Origin of the sequence: Noviherbaspirillum sp. ST9, from assembly GCF_048799745.1 — a bacterium.
GTDB lineage: Bacteria > Pseudomonadota > Gammaproteobacteria > Burkholderiales > Burkholderiaceae_D > Noviherbaspirillum.
Genome location: NZ_JBLWFR010000009.1, coordinates 230,650 through 245,541, shown reverse-complemented (window position 1 = coordinate 245,541; position 14,892 = coordinate 230,650). Strand labels below are relative to the sequence as shown.

The following is a 14,892-nucleotide window of genomic DNA, read 5'->3' as shown; positions in this document are numbered from 1 at the left end:
CCCGAGCCTCCATCGTTAATGGTAGGAGTCGCTGCTGCTTCCCTGCATGGAGGAAGCGTCGTCCTTTTTCTGCATGCTTCCCTCGTACGGGCCATACTCTTCCAGCCGGTTGTACAGCGTCTTCAGGCTGATGCCGAGGATATCGGCTGCGCGCTTTTTCACGCCGCCGCACAGTTCGAGCGTCGCATAGATCAGCTTGCGATCCACGTCCGCCAAGGACGTACCGACAGGGATCGCCAGCGTCAGTCCGACAGGTGACTGCGTGGTGATGACGGGAGCGAGCGCCGCCGCGTCGATCGTGTGGTCCGACAGGATGAACGCACGCTGGATATAGTTGCGCAATTCCCGCACATTGCCCGGCCAATGGTAGTTGCTCAGGCAGGCCAGCCCGTCTGGCGACAGCACTTTGCTCGTGCCGTGCGCCGCGTTGAGCTGCTCGAGGAAATGCTCGGCCAGCAGCTCGATGTCGCCGCCGCGCTCACGGAGTGGCGGGATCTTCAGCGGGAAGACATTCAACCGGTGGTACAGGTCGAGGCGCAGCTTGCCTTCCGACACCGCCTGTTCGGGATCGCGGTTGCTGGCTGCGACGACGCGCACATCGGTTTCGATTTCCTGGTTGCTGCCGATGCGCATGAAGGATCCGGTTTCCAGCACGCGCAGGAGCTTGACCTGCAACTCGATCGGCATTTCGGTGATTTCGTCGAGGAAGAGCGTGCCCCCGTTGGCGCGCTCGAAGTAGCCCTTGTGCTGGCGGTCGGCACCCGTGAAGCTGCCCTTCTCGTGGCCGAAGATTTCGCTCTCGATCAGTTGCGGCGAAATCGCGCCGCAATTGACCGGCAGGAAGGGATGTTTCTGGCGCAGGCTCAGTTCATGAATGGTCTGCGCCGCCAGTTCTTTCCCCGTGCCGCTTTCCCCCAGCAGGAGGACGGTTGCTTCCGTTGGCGCGACGCGCGCAATGTGGTTGTAAAGCTTCTGCATCGCCGGCGCGGCGCCAAGCATCTGGCCGAAATGGCCGAGCCGGCGCAACTCACTGCGCAAGACGCCGATTTCCTCCTTCAGGTCGACGGTACGCGGTATGCGGGAAAGCAAAGCCTTGAGCCGGCGGAAATTGATCGGCTTGGTCAGGTAATCGGCAGCGCCGAGGCGCAGCGCTTCCACCGCCGTCTCCACGCTCGCGTGTCCGGTAATCAGCACGATCTCGGTTGTCGCACGGGATTCGATATCGTTGAAGAGGTCCATCCCGCTACCATCCGGCAACTTCAGATCGATCAGCACCACATCCGGTCGCTGGCGCATGATCTGCACCTGCGCATCCTTGATGCTGCCTGCGACGGCCGTGGAAAATCCTTCCGCGCCGGTGATTTCGACAAGCGCTTCTCGCGTGTTGACGTCATCGTCAACGATCAGTACATGCGGCATATGAACTGCTCTCTCTATGTTGTCCAGCAAAAATCTTGTGCGCGGGTATGCAGATACCGCGCATGAACGCCTGCACCTTCCTGGCAGTGCAAACGTGCCTGTCGTGGGGAAAAAAACGTTGGGGTTGACTGCTACATCGGGATGCCGTTGTTCTATAGCCTGACTATCTCAGCATATGTCCCATGCCACTATTGTCTAGGTTCGCGCCTGCGCGCTTTTTGACCAAGAACAGCGGACAATCTTGTTGTCGGTGTTGACGACGCAAGGACGCTTCCGTTCGGAGATAAGAGCGGGATGAATGTTTCCCGCATCCACTCCTGCGTCACCCGATCAGCGCGAACATTTCGGGCAGAGTTCGTCGTCCGTCCGGATTGGACTGCGCAACGGCCGCTAGGTTCGACGCTCTGCGAGTGCACCGGAAATGGGCGGGGCCGGCGTCTCGCACGCGCGTCGATGTTCGCTTGCGGAACTCACCGCCGGAGCCTGCGCTCCGGAATCGGCGAACGTACTGCAAAGAGGCTTACTTCGAACCGGAGCCAGAGGAGCTGCCCGAGCCTGAGCTTCCGCCGGAGGTACCGGAAGAGCCGGAACCACCCATTGCGCCAGAACTGCCCGAGGAACTGGAGCTGCCCGGAGAGCCGCTTGCGCCGGAACTCTGGTCACCAGCACGACGTTCACAACCGACGGCCGTCAGACTGAGTGCGGCAACAACCAACAAGATCTTGGATGTGGTCTTGAGTGCATTCATTCTTGTTCCTTTCACGAAAAGTTAACGGTGTCTCGTTCTTGACCAGTTCATTTGCGATAAGTTCTTAACTTTTTCGCAAAGTCGGCGTGTAGCGGGACGCAGCTTCCGTGCCAATTGCATGCGCGTTCCGGTACGCGTAGAGGCTTAAACGCACAGCTTGTTGATCATCTCTTTCGACGTAAAACTTACAGATGCGGCGTAAGCGTTACATCGGCGTGCATGCCATGCGGACACTGATGGCCGTCTCCTGAATTTGCTGAAGGATCGCACGTCCACGCGCACACGCGCATGGCGTTATCGTGTATCGTTGATCGTCCAATTCCTCCAGCACGTGTAGAAAAACTTTTTTGCGCAATGGAACTGAATTAGCGCAAGTGAAGCCTCAGGCAGTGGTGTAACAATTGTGACAGTACGCTGGACAACGATATTTGCTTGTCCGGTCAACGCCTGGATTCTCTATGACTCTCGACAACTCATTCACGCATTCCGGCATTGTGTACGGCTCGTCGCCCGTCATGGAGCAGCTGTACCAGCAAGTGGAACGGGTCGCGTCGACCGATGCCACCGTGCTGCTGGTAGGAGAAAGCGGGACAGGCAAGGAGTTGATCGCCAATGCGATTCACCGCGCCAGCACGCGACGCGACGAAACCTTTGTCGCGGTGAACTGCGGCGCCATTCCCGCGCACCTGATCGAGGCTGCCCTCTTCGGCCATGAGAAAGGAAGTTTCACCGGCGCTTCCCGGCAACATATCGGCTATTTCGAGCATGCATCGCGCGGCACCTTGTTCCTCGATGAAATCACCGAGATGCCGATCGACATGCAGGTCAAACTATTGCGCGTGCTGGAGGCAGGCACCTTCCTCCGCGTGGGCGGCGACGAGGAAGTCAAGGTCGATGTGCGACTGGTCGCCGCGACCAACCGCGACCTGGATACCGCGGTCAAGCAGGGCAATCTGCGCGAGGACCTGATGTACCGCCTCGCGGTCTTCCCCGTACGGGTGCCGCCATTGCGCGAGCGCGGCAGCGATATCGAACTGCTCGCCCTGCACTTCCTGCAGGCATTGAACGAAAAGGAAGGAAAGCAGAAAGTTTTCTCGCGCAATTCGCTCGACGTCATTCGCTCTTATTCCTGGCCGGGCAACGTGCGCGAACTCAAGAATGTCGTTCAGCGCGCCTTCATCCTCGGCACCGACACCCTTGACGTGGAAGAATGCATTTCAGAACTGGCGGCCAAAAAGCCCACGGTGCATGAGGGCTATCTCAACTTCTTCGTCGGCACACCGCTCGCGGATGCGCAGAAGGAAATCATCCTTGCGACGTTGAAACACTACAGCGGCAACAAGCGCCTCACCGCGGAAGCGCTCGGCATCAGCCTCAAGACGCTCTACAACCGTCTCAAGGAATACTGATTACGTGTTGATGACTTCGCCGCCGTTCGGGTGCAGCACCTGTCCGGACATGAAGGACGCGTCGTCCGAAGCGAGGAAGACGTAGGACGGTGCGATCTCGTCCGGCTGTCCAGCCCTGCCGAGCGGGGACTTCTCGCCGAATCCTTCGACTTCCTTTTCGCTGAAACTCGCCGGGATGAGCGGCGTCCACACCGGCCCGGGCGCAACGGCGTTGACGAGGATGCCCTTCTCGATCAGCTGCTGGGACAACGAGCGCGTGAACGCGACAATCGCGCCCTTGGTGGAGGAGTAGTCGAGCAGGTGCGAACTGCCGCGATAGGCCGTGACCGAGGTCGTATTGATGATGCGCGCGCCGGATTTCAAATGTGGCAGCGCCGCCTTCACCGTGAAGAACATCGAAAAGATGTTCGTGCGGAATGTCTTCAGCAACTGATCTTCGGTAATGTCCTCGATGCTCTGCTGCGGATATTGTTGCGCGGCATTGTTGACCAGGATATCGAGCCGACCGAACTTCGACATTGCCGTATCGATCATCTTTGCGCAGAAGGCCGCGTCGCCGATGTCGCCGGCAATCGTCACGCAGTCCCGCCCTGCTGCTTCGACGTAGCGCTGAGTCTCCTTGGCATCCTCATGTTCGTCGAGGTAGGCGACGACGACATTCGCGCCTTCCTTCGCATAGGCAATCGCGACTGCACGGCCGATGCCGCTATCGCCGCCCGTAATCAACGCGACCTTACCTTTCAGTTTTCCGCTGCCCTTGTAGTCCTGCATCTCAGCCTTGGGCTTGGGCGTCATCGCCGCTTCCGAACCGGGCTGGTGATCCTGATGCTGCGCGGGAATGGATGGTTTTTCGTCCTTGCTTGCCATTGTCGCTCTCCGTGGATGAAGAATGGAAATGGAACATGCCGCCGAAGCGGCATGTCGTTGCGCAGGATTCAGCAGGTTCCGTGCCAAACAAGGTTGGCACGCACGAGGGAAGGTCAGGCGGCGAGTGGCTGCATGCGCGCGAGCGCTTCCAGCAGCAAGGCGGGATCGCCGGAAGCGAGTTTCCTGGAATCGGACAGCGTCTGGCGGAATCCGCGCGCGCCAGGCAACCCTGCCATCAGCCCCAGCATGTGGCGGGTGATGCTGTTGAGCCGAAGTCCGGTGCCGTTGTTGCCGTAGCGTGCGAGCTGTTCGCGGATGTAGGGGACCATCGCCTCGATGACTTGCGCGCGCGACTTCGGCGCTGCTTCGTCGCCGTAATAGCGCGTGTCGAAGGAAGCCATCAGGTAGGGATTGTGGTACGCCTCGCGGCCGAGCATCACGCCGTCGACGTGCCGAAGGTGCGCGTCGATTTCTTCCAGCGACTTGATGCCGCCGTTGATGATGATCTCAAGCTGCGGAAAATCGCGCTTGAGCTGGTAGGCGTATTCCGGCTTCAGCGGCGGGATCTCGCGGTTTTCCTTCGGGCTCAGTCCCTTCAGGATGGCATTGCGTGCATGCACGATGAAGGTATTGCAGCCGGCCTCGGCAATTTTTCCCACGAAATCGCGGACGAAGTCGTAGGTTTCGATGTGGTCGATGCCAATGCGATGCTTGACTGTCACATCAATCGAAACGGCATCACGCATCGCCTTCACGCAATCCGCAACCAACTGCGGCTCGTTCATCAGGCAGGCGCCGAATGCGCCTTTCTGTACGCGCTCGGACGGGCATCCGCAATTGAGATTGATTTCATCGTAGCCCCACTGTTCGCCAAGCTTCGCGCTCTTTGCGAGGTCAGCCGGCTCGCTGCCGCCAAGCTGCAGGGCAACGGGATGCTCGACCTCGCTGAAATCGAGATGCCTGGCCACATCGCCGTAGACCAGCGCGCCGGTCGTCACCATTTCCGTATAGAGCCAGGTATGGCGGGTAATCTGCCGATGGAAGACGCGGCAATGGCGATCCGTCCAATCCATCATCGGGGCGACGGAGAGGCGGCGCGAGGGCAGAGTGTTCGAAGTTGTCATGATCGTCTTCTATTGTAATGTGGCACTTCGCGGACGGCGTGCGGGTGCAAGTTCATTGAACACAAGCGCCGCGACGACAACCGCTCCCCCGATCAGTGTTTCCTGCGCCGGCACTTCTCCTGCACCTAGCCACGCCCACAACGGCCCGAGGAGTACCTCCAGCAGCGCCAGCAGGGAAACCTCCGGCGCGGAAAGATGCTTCATCGCCTTCACCATCAGCATGCACGGCAACCCAAGCTGAAAGAAGCCGAGGGTCGCCAGGATGGCAAGATCGTGCAGCGAAGTCTGGAATGGTGAGGCAACAGCCAGCATGAGCCCGGCGGAAAACACGCTGCCCAGGAGCACCGCCGGAATCAGGTCCACGCCATGCCCTGCCCGCTTGATGGCGATGAGGTTGACCGCGGCAGCGACCGGCACGGCGCTGGCAATCATCATGCCGACAAGGTGCTTGCCGCCAACCTCGCTCATGCTATTGACGAACATCCAGGAGATGCCGACGAATGCGGCGGCAATCGCCAGCCAGGTGCGCGGGGCGATGCGCTCCTTCAGGATCAGCCACGCAAGAAAGGCTGTCAGCAACGGCGATACGCTCATCACAATCAGGGTATTGGCGACGGTCGTGCGGGTCAGCGCCACCATAAAGCACACGAACATCACGCTCCACATCAGGCCGCTCAATACGCCGAGGCCCCCGAGCGAACGCACGGTGCGCGTCATTCCACGCAGTCCCTGTTGATACAGCAGCGCACCGGCAACGAAGATGCCGGAGAACAGGCTGCGCCAGAACGTCACCTCGAAGCCCTGCGCGGAATCGAGATGGCGCGTGAACACGCCCGCGATGCTCCACAGCGTGGGAGCGATGATCATCAGCAGGATCGCCCGCTGGTGCGATGTCATGAGTGGCATAAGCAACCCGGAAAAAAATCAGCCCGGCGACCCTTGCGGGCGGCCGGGCCGGTTGATGCTGCCGGATGGCGTACCCGGCGCTCGATTATGCCGCTTCGCGCGATGCACGCTTGCGCTCATGCTCCTTCAGGAAGCGCTTGCGCAGACGAATGCTCTTCGGCGTGATCTCGACCAGCTCGTCGTCCTCGATGAATTCCACCGCGTATTCCAGCGTCAGCTGGATCGGCGGCACCAGGCGCACTGCTTCGTCGGTACCGGATGCGCGAACGTTGGTCAGCTGCTTGCCCTTGATCGGGTTGACCACGAGGTCGTTGTCGCGCGAGTGGATGCCGATGATCATGCCTTCGTACACCGGATCATTGTGGCTCACGAACATGCGGCCGCGGTCCTGCAGCTTCCACAGCGCATACGCAACGGCAGCGCCGTCATCCTGCGAAATCAGCACGCCGTTACGACGACCGGCCAGTTCCGGCTTGGTCGCATCCACCGGTGAATATTCGTCAAAAATGTGGCTCATCAGGCCGGTACCGCGGGTAAGCGTCATGAATTCGGACTGGAAGCCGATCAGGCCGCGCGCCGGGATACGGTACTCGAGGCGCACGCGGCCTTTGCCGTCCGGTTCCATATTCTGCAGGTCGCCGCGACGACGGCCGAGTTCTTCCATGACGCCTCCCTGGTGCGCGTCTTCGACGTCGACGGTCAGGAGCTCATACGGTTCGCACTTCACGCCATCGATGTCCTTGAACACAACGCGCGGACGCGACACGGCAAGCTCATAGCCTTCGCGGCGCATGTTTTCCAGCAGGATGGTGAGGTGCAGTTCGCCACGGCCGGAGACTTCGAACGTGGTGTCGTCGCCGGTATCGGTGACGCGCAATGCGACGTTGGACTTCAGCTCGCGGTCGAGACGGTCGCGGATCTGGCGGCTGGTGACGAACTTGCCTTCGCGGCCGGCCAGCGGCGAATTGTTGACCAGGAAGTTCATGGTCAGGGTCGGCTCGTCCACCTTCAGCATCGGCAGCGCATCCGGCGTATCGACGGCACACAGGGTGCTGCCGATGCCGATTTCTTCAATCCCGTTGATCAGCACGATGTCACCGGCCTGAGCTTCATCGACGAGCTGACGCTCCAGGCCTTTGAACTTCAGCACCTGGTTGATGCGTGCCTTGATCGGCGTGGAATCCGGACCATTCAACACGATCACATCCTGCAACGCCTTCGCGCGACCGCGCTTGATACGGCCGATGCCGATCTTGCCGACGTAGGAGGAATAATCGAGAGAGGAAATCTGCAGCTGTAGCGGGCCATCCGGATCATCATCACGGACCGGAACGTGTTCCAGCACGGCGTCGAACAGCGGCTTCATCGTGCCTTCGCGCATGGTCGGGTCGAGGCTGGCATAGCCATTCAGCGCGGACGCGTACACCACCGGGAAATCGAGCTGTTCTTCGGTCGCGCCCAGCTTGTCGAACAGTTCGAAGGTCGCATTGATTACCCAGTCAGGACGCGCACCCGGACGGTCAATCTTGTTGACCACGACGATCGGCTTCAGGCCAAGGCCGAGCGCCTTGCGGGTCACGAAACGCGTTTGCGGCATCGGGCCTTCAACGGCATCGACCAGCAGCAGCACCGAGTCCACCATCGACAGCACGCGCTCCACCTCGCCACCGAAATCGGCGTGGCCGGGGGTGTCGACGATGTTGATGTGCGTGCCTTCGTATTCAACCGCGCAGTTCTTCGCGAGAATCGTGATGCCGCGTTCCTTTTCGAGGTCATTGGAGTCCATCACTCGCGTGTCGACCTGCTGGTTGTCACGGAAAGTGCCGGACTGACGCAGCAGCTGGTCGACGAGGGTCGTCTTGCCGTGGTCAACGTGGGCAATGATGGCGATGTTGCGCAGAGCGCGCTTGGTATTTGACATGGTGGTCCAGTGCTTGAAGACGGGATTCGGGGAACCGACTAGTATAGCATGCTGCGACGCAAGAACTACTGAAATCGCTGGAATTTCAATGAGTTGCGCGCAGGACAGTGTAAAAATCAGGCCTTTTCGCGTTCGGCAATCAAGCGTTCAGGCGCGAGTATGCCGTATTCCATGAGATTGGCAGTGCCGAGCAAGCGCTCGCTCCCGGCGTCATAGACCCGTGCGCGCCCCTGATATGGCGGATATGGCAAGCCTTCCTTGCCGAGCGCGATGCGCTGGCCGTGCATGAATCGTTTGGCAAGTCCGTCCGGTAGGCTGACCCGTGGAAACGTGGACAGCAAGGTATCGACAGGAGAAAGCATCGGTATGCGCTCTGCCTCCGGCATGCCGGCAAGCGCATCCAGCGTGACGGCATGGTCAAGTGTCAGCGCGCCAACCTGCGTTCGCCGCAAAGCCTGCAGATGTGCCCCGCAGCCAAGGGCTGTGCCAATATCCTCCCCGAGGACGCGAATATACGTACCCTTGCTGCACGTCACACGCAAGCGCAAGTACGGTGTCTGGTAGTCGAGCACGTCCAGCGCGTGAATAACGACGCGCCGCGCGTCACGCTCAAGCACCACGCCTGCGCGCGCATACTCGTACAGCGGTTTGCCGTCGCGCTTGAGCGCGGAATACATCGGCGGCACCTGATCGATCTCGCCGCGGAAATTCACGACCACTGCGTCGATCTGTTCACGCGTTACATTGACCTCGAGCCGCTGCAACACCTCGCCTTCGGTATCGCCGGTATTGGTCGTCACCCCAAGGTGCACGATCGCTTCATAGGTCTTGTCCGCCTCCAGCAGATCCTGCGAAAACTTGGTTGCCTCGCCAAAGCAGAGCGGCAGCAAGCCGGTCGCGAACGGATCAAGCGTGCCTGTATGACCGGCTTTCTGCGCATTGAGGAGGCGTTTCGCCTTGATCAGAACGTCATTGCTGGAAGAACCGGCAGCCTTGTCGAGCAGCAAAACACCATCGACAGGCACGCGTGGTTTCTTGGGCGGTTGTTGCGCCATGGTGCGATTCGGAAATTGCGCCGCCGGGCGCCGAAAGGCATCAGCCTTCGGCGTCCTTGGCACGTGTTGCGTTGGCTTCGTCGATCAGCTTCGACAGTTCCATGCCGCGGGCAGTGGAAACGTCGTGAACGAAGTGGAGTTCAGGAATGGTGTGGATCGTCAGCCGCCGACCGAGCTGGCCACGGATGAAACCAGCGGCTTTGCGGAGCCCGGACAGCGTGTTCTGCATCGCCTCGTCATTGTCCACGAGCGTGGTGAAAAACACCTTCGCATGCGCATAGTCCGGAGTGAGCTGCACTTCGGTGATCGTGATCATGCCGACGCGCGGATCCTTCAGTTCGTAAGCGATGATTTCGGCCAGGTCGCGTTGGATCTGGTCGGCCACGCGTACGCCGCGGCCGGGAATGGATTTGCTGTGTTTAGCCATGATGATGCGCCCTTAAATGTCGAAGCCCGGATGCCGCAAGGCGATATCCGGGCGTCGCAACCGGCAAGACTAAGCCGGTATTACAAGGTACGAGCAACCTCCTGGATTTCGAAGACCTCGAGCTGGTCGCCTTCCTTGATGTCGTTGAAGTTCTTCAGCGACAGACCGCACTCGAAGCCGGACTTCACTTCCTTCACGTCATCCTTGAAGCGCTTGAGCGAATCGAGTTCGCCCGTCCAGACGACCACGTTGTCGCGCAGGAGGCGGACCGATGCGCCACGCTTGACGAGCCCCTCAAGCACATAGCAACCAGCGATCGAACCGATCTTGCTGACGTGGAACACCTGGCGAATTTCCACCAGGCCGAGCGTCGCTTCGCGCTTCTCGGGCGCCAGCATGCCGGACATCGCAGCCTTGATCTCATCCACCGCATCATAAATGATGTTGTAGTAGCGAATGTCGATGCCGCTGGCTTCGGCCAGCTTGCGCGCCGACGCGTCCGCACGTGTGTTGAAGCCGATGATGACTGCCTTCGAAGCCACCGCCAGGTTCACGTCGGATTCACTGATGCCGCCCACTGCCGCATGCACAACCTGTACACGCACCTCGTCGGTCGACAGTTTCTGCATGGAGTGGACCAGCGCTTCCTGCGAGCCCTGCACATCGGCTTTGACGATCAATGGCAGGTTTTTCACCTCACCCTCGGCCATCTGCTCGAACATGTTCTCCAGCTTGGCAGCCTGTTGCTTGGCCAACTTCACATCGCGGAACTTGCCTTGGCGGAACAAGGCGATTTCACGTGCCTTGCGCTCGTCCGCCATGACCATCACTTCCTCGCCGGCACCCGGCACTTCGGTGAGGCCTTGGATTTCCACCGGAATGGACGGTCCTGCTTCCGAAACGTTCTTGCCGTTCTCGTCCAGCATGGCGCGCACGCGGCCATATGCCGAACCGGCGAGGACGACGTCGCCACGCTTGAGCGTACCGGCTTGAACCAGCACCGTTGCTACAGGGCCGCGGCCCTTGTCGAGCTTGGCTTCGATCACGAGACCCTTGGCATGCGCATCGACCGGGGCCTTCAGCTCCAGCACTTCCGCTTGCAGCAGTACATTTTCCAGCAGTTCATCAATGCCTTGGCCGGTCTTTGCCGATACCGGGCAGAACGGCGCATCGCCGCCATACGCTTCAGGCACCACGCTTTCCGCAATCAGTTCCTGCGTGACGCGGTCGGTATTCGCACCCTGTTTATCGATCTTGTTGATTGCCACGACGATCGGCACGCCAGCCGCCTTTGCGTGGGCAATCGCTTCCTTGGTCTGCGGCATCACGCCGTCATCGGCGGCGACAACGAGGATAACAAGGTCGGTTGCCTTGGCACCTCGGGCACGCATGGCAGTAAATGCCTCGTGACCCGGGGTGTCGAGGAACGTGATGATTCCACGCGGCGTTTCGACATGGTAGGCACCAATATGCTGCGTAATGCCGCCCGCTTCACCAGCCGCCACTTTGGCGCGGCGGATATAGTCAAGCAGCGAGGTCTTGCCATGGTCGACGTGACCCATGACGGTCACCACCGGGGCGCGCGGCAGGAGTTCGGCGTCAGCATGCGTGCCCGCTTCTTCCAGCAATGCTTCCGGATCGTCGAGCTTTGCGGCGAATGCCTTGTGGCCCAGTTCCTCAACGAGGATCATGGCCGTTTCCTGGTCAAGCACCTGGTTGATGGTGACCATCTGGCCCAGCTTCATCATGTGCTTGATGACTTCGGATGCCTTAACCGCCATCTTGTGCGCCAGTTCGGCTACGGTGATGGTTTCAGGCACGTGCACTTCCTTGACGACGGCTTCGGTCGGCACCTGGAAGTTGGATTCGCGTTGATCGTCGTGACCGTGCGAGCGGCGGCCCTTGGGCCCGCTGCGCCAACCGTCGCGGCCACCCGGCGAAGCTGCGCCATTGCCACGCGTCTTGATGCCGCCGCGCTTCTTGGCCGCATCGTCCTGCCACGTGGAGGAGACGTTTGCCGACTTGATCGACTTCTTGTCGCCGACCGCAGGCTTCTTGTCATCTTTCTTTTCAGCGACTTTCTTGTCCGCCGGCTTGTGCAGGGTGCCTTCAGCTGCCTTCGCGACGGGCGCGGGTGTCGGCTCGGGAGCCTTCATTACCTTGCGCGGTGCGTTCATCATCGCCTTGATCTGGGCGACTTCGTCGGCAACTGCCTTGCGGGCACGCTCGGTTGCTGCGGCACGTTCGGCGGCGTCCTTGGCTTCCTGCTCCGCCGCCTTCTTGCGCGCCTCTTCGTCGGCGGCCCGCTTGGCCTCTTCGGCGGCGGTCATTTCCTTGCGGCTCTGCTCGGCTTTCGCGGCGGCTGCATTGGCAGCTTCGCGGCGCTCGGCCTCCTCGGCCGCTTCGCGCATTGCCTTGGCCTGTGCTTCCTTTTCCGCTTCCAGCTTGGCGAGACGTTCCTGCTTTTCACGCAGTTCCGCTTCCTGGCGGGCGATCAGCTCGGCCTGACGGCGTGCTTCCTCCGCACGGCGGGCGACTTCTGCCTCGTCGATGACGGGAGCGGCCGGTGCCTTGGCCGGCGCGACTTCTTCAGCCTGCGGCTCATCGCGTTTGATGAACGTGCGCTTCTTGCGCACTTCCACTTGAATGGTGCGGGACTTGCCGGTCGCATCCGCCTGCTTGATCTCGGTGGTTTCCTTGCGGGTCAGCGTGATCTTGCGCTTCTCGCCCTCCGGCGAAGCACCGTGGGAGCGGCGCAGGTGGTTCAACAGCTTGTCCTTGTCTTCTTTCGACAACGGGTCGGACGCCGAACTCTTCTCAACGCCCGCAGCGCGCAATTGCGTCAGCAGCAAGTCCGCAGGCATTTTCAGTTCGGTGGCAAATTGGGCTACGTTGGTACTCGCCATTCAGTCCTCTTTTCTATGTGGCATGGCAGATGATGTTGGGGCAGTCCGGCTTACTTCGCCTCGACCAGTTCTCGCGCTTTCGCTTGCAACGCCCGTGCCCGGTCGTCGTACTTGGCGTCGATGAGCCGCATTTCATCATCGGTCACATCTTCAAATTCGTTTTCGATCAGTTGACGCGCACGTTCGATCGGCAATGCCAGGATCGAACCGAATTCGTCGTAGGCCATGTTGGCAAACGCATCCAGCGTCTTGACGCCTGCAAGGCCGAGTTTGCCTGCGGTAATGCGGTCGATGCCGTCGAGATTGACCAAGGCGTCGTCCATGCCTTCCAGCCCTTCCTCGGATGCAATCGCTTCGGTTACCAGCGCGTCACGTGCGCGATTGCGCAGCTCGTTGACGGTTTCCTCGTCGAATGCTTCGATGTCGAGCATTTCGGTGATCGGCACGTAGGCAATTTCTTCCAGGCTGGAGAAACCCTCATCAACCAGGATAGCGGCAACTTCCTCGTCCACATCCAGTTTTTCCATGAACAGCGCGCGGATGGCGGCGCTTTCCGCGGCGGATTTGTCAGCGGATTCTTCCGCCGTCATGATGTTGATCTGCCAGCCGGTCAGTTCGGATGCGAGGCGCACGTTCTGGCCGCCGCGGCCGATGGCGATGGCGAGGTTTTCCTCATCCACCACGACGTCCATCGCATGCTTTTCTTCGTCCACGACGATGGAAGTCACATTTGCCGGCGCCAGTGCACCGATGACGAACTGCGCCGGGTCTTCCGACCACAGTACGATGTCCACGCGCTCGCCGCCAAGTTCCGCGGTCACTGCCTGTACGCGCGAGCCGCGCATGCCGACGCAGGTGCCGATCGGGTCGATGCGCTTGTCGTTGGTGAAGACAGCGATCTTTGCGCGCACGCCCGGGTCGCGCGCGGCGGATTTGATCTCCAGCAGACCCTGCTCGATCTCGGGCACTTCGAGCTCGAACAGCTTCATGATGAATTCCGGCGCGGTGCGCGACAGGATCACCTGCGGGCCGCGGGCATTGCGATCAATGCGCAGGATGAATGCGCGGACGCGGTCACCGATACGCAGGTTTTCCTTCGGGATCATCTGGTCGCGCGGCAGGCGGGCTTCGATCTTGCCGGATTCGACGATCGCATCGCCGCGCTCCATGCGCTTGATGGTACCGGTGACGAGTGCATCGCCGCGGGCCAGGAAGTCGGCGAGGATCTGCTCGCGCTCGGCGTCGCGGATGCGCTGCAGGACGACCTGCTTGGTATCCTGCGCGAAGCGGCGACCGAACTCGACGGACTCGATCGGCTCTTCGATGTAGTCGTCGACTTCGATGTCGGCAATCTGCTCTTTCGCTTCGAACAGCAGCACTTCCTGGTCGGGCAGCTGCAGGCCGGCTTCGTCCGGCACCACATGCCAGCGGCGGAAGGATTCGAACTCGCCGGACTCGCGGTCGATGGACACGCGAATGTCCACCTCACCCTCGTAGCGTTTCTTGGTTGCTTGCGCGAGCGCGTGCTCGAGCGCTCCGAAGACGATTTCTTTATCGACGTTTTTTTCTCGTGCCAGCGCATCGACCAACAACAATACTTCGCGACTCATGCTTTGCGACTCCTAAAGTCCACTTTCGGCACCAGGCGTGCCTTGTCCACATCGGCGAGCGTAAAATCCAGCATCGCCGGCCCATCTTTTCCTTCAAATTCCAACTTGAGCGTCTCGCCTTCCGGCGCACGCAGTATGCCCTGGAAGGACTTGCGGTTGGCTGCGCCCGGCATCGGCATGCGCAGCTTTACCACTGCCTCCAGGCCTGCAAAACGAACGTAGTCCGAGTGCTTCTTCAGCGGGCGATCAAGGCCGGGCGACGAAATCTCGAGGCGCTCGTAATTCGCGTTTTCCACAGTGAGCACATGCGACAGCTGGTGGCTGACTTTCTCGCAGTCTTCCACCGTGATGCTTCCCTTGTCGGCATCCTCCGGCGGGAAGTCGATGTACACGCGCAGCAAGCCATGGGCTGCCTGCTCGAAATCGACAAGCTCGTAACCCATGCCTACAACGGTTTTTTCAATCAGATCCAGCAACCGCAAAACTATTCTCCGTAACGG

The 14,892-nt window shown here is 60.4% G+C and carries 11 protein-coding genes; 1 reads left to right on the top strand and 10 read right to left on the bottom strand.

The annotated features are described in order from the left end of the window. Positions 1-15: 15 nt before the first annotated feature. Complete coding sequence (locus ACNOHI_RS21200; protein ID WP_420476695.1) at positions 16-1,419, bottom strand: sigma-54-dependent transcriptional regulator; 1,404 nt, start codon at positions 1,417-1,419, stop codon at positions 16-18. A gap of 1,206 nt (positions 1,420-2,625) precedes the next feature. Here ACNOHI_RS21200 and ACNOHI_RS21195 point away from each other — a divergent pair. Further along, entirely contained in the window at positions 2,626-3,576 is a 951-nt protein-coding gene (locus ACNOHI_RS21195) for a sigma-54 interaction domain-containing protein (RefSeq protein ID WP_420476694.1), read from the top strand. On the opposite strand, the gene ACNOHI_RS21190 is transcribed toward ACNOHI_RS21195, so the two are convergent. The 9 genes from ACNOHI_RS21190 to rimP form a co-directional block, all read right to left on the bottom strand. Further along, positions 3,577-4,443, bottom strand: coding sequence for an SDR family oxidoreductase (locus ACNOHI_RS21190; RefSeq protein ID WP_420476693.1), 867 nt, complete (start codon positions 4,441-4,443; stop codon positions 3,577-3,579). Positions 4,444-4,556: 113 nt separating this feature from the next. Beyond that, complete coding sequence (gene dusA / locus ACNOHI_RS21185) at positions 4,557-5,567, bottom strand: tRNA dihydrouridine(20/20a) synthase DusA (protein WP_420476692.1); 1,011 nt, start codon at positions 5,565-5,567, stop codon at positions 4,557-4,559. Between the two features lie 9 nt (positions 5,568-5,576). Beyond that, a complete protein-coding gene (locus tag ACNOHI_RS21180) occupies positions 5,577-6,473 on the bottom strand; it encodes a DMT family transporter (RefSeq protein ID WP_420476691.1) in 897 nt (298 codons plus the stop codon). Positions 6,474-6,558: 85 nt separating this feature from the next. Then, positions 6,559-8,394: a translational GTPase TypA gene (gene typA, locus ACNOHI_RS21175; protein WP_420476690.1), complete on the bottom strand. Its 1,836-nt coding sequence runs from the start codon at positions 8,392-8,394 to the stop codon at positions 6,559-6,561. A 116-nt stretch (positions 8,395-8,510) separates the two neighbouring features. Next, complete coding sequence (truB, locus tag ACNOHI_RS21170; RefSeq protein ID WP_420476689.1) at positions 8,511-9,449, bottom strand: tRNA pseudouridine(55) synthase TruB; 939 nt, start codon at positions 9,447-9,449, stop codon at positions 8,511-8,513. 40 nt (positions 9,450-9,489) lie between these two features. Then, complete coding sequence (rbfA, locus tag ACNOHI_RS21165; protein ID WP_420476688.1) at positions 9,490-9,876, bottom strand: 30S ribosome-binding factor RbfA; 387 nt, start codon at positions 9,874-9,876, stop codon at positions 9,490-9,492. An 80-nt stretch (positions 9,877-9,956) separates the two neighbouring features. Continuing rightward, positions 9,957-12,782 (bottom strand): translation initiation factor IF-2, encoded by a 2,826-nt coding sequence (gene infB / locus ACNOHI_RS21160; RefSeq protein ID WP_420476687.1) that lies wholly within the window; start codon positions 12,780-12,782, stop codon positions 9,957-9,959. Positions 12,783-12,832: 50 nt separating this feature from the next. Further along, positions 12,833-14,392, bottom strand: a complete 1,560-nt coding sequence (gene nusA, locus ACNOHI_RS21155) for a transcription termination factor NusA (RefSeq protein WP_420476686.1) — start codon at positions 14,390-14,392, stop codon at positions 12,833-12,835. Further along, positions 14,389-14,874, bottom strand: coding sequence for a ribosome maturation factor RimP (gene rimP, locus ACNOHI_RS21150; protein WP_420476685.1), 486 nt, complete (start codon positions 14,872-14,874; stop codon positions 14,389-14,391). Before rimP ends, nusA begins: the two co-directional genes overlap by 4 nt. Positions 14,875-14,892 lie beyond the last annotated feature (18 nt).

Excerpts from the sequence above, each read along its gene's own strand:
- typA (WP_420476690.1), bottom strand. The coding sequence starts at position 8,394 with ATGTCAAATACCAAGCGCGCTCTGCGCAACATCGCCATCATTGCCCAC.
- ACNOHI_RS21200 (WP_420476695.1), bottom strand. The coding sequence starts at position 1,419 with ATGCCGCATGTACTGATCGTTGACGATGACGTCAACACGCGAGAAGCG.
- ACNOHI_RS21190 (WP_420476693.1), bottom strand. The coding sequence starts at position 4,443 with ATGGCAAGCAAGGACGAAAAACCATCCATTCCCGCGCAGCATCAGGAT.
- nusA (WP_420476686.1), bottom strand. The coding sequence starts at position 14,392 with ATGAGTCGCGAAGTATTGTTGTTGGTCGATGCGCTGGCACGAGAAAAA.
- truB (WP_420476689.1), bottom strand. The coding sequence starts at position 9,449 with ATGGCGCAACAACCGCCCAAGAAACCACGCGTGCCTGTCGATGGTGTT.
- rbfA (WP_420476688.1), bottom strand. The coding sequence starts at position 9,876 with ATGGCTAAACACAGCAAATCCATTCCCGGCCGCGGCGTACGCGTGGCC.
- infB (WP_420476687.1), bottom strand. The coding sequence starts at position 12,782 with ATGGCGAGTACCAACGTAGCCCAATTTGCCACCGAACTGAAAATGCCT.
- ACNOHI_RS21195 (WP_420476694.1), top strand. The coding sequence starts at position 2,626 with ATGACTCTCGACAACTCATTCACGCATTCCGGCATTGTGTACGGCTCG.
- dusA (WP_420476692.1), bottom strand. The coding sequence starts at position 5,567 with ATGACAACTTCGAACACTCTGCCCTCGCGCCGCCTCTCCGTCGCCCCG.
- ACNOHI_RS21180 (WP_420476691.1), bottom strand. The coding sequence starts at position 6,473 with ATGCCACTCATGACATCGCACCAGCGGGCGATCCTGCTGATGATCATC.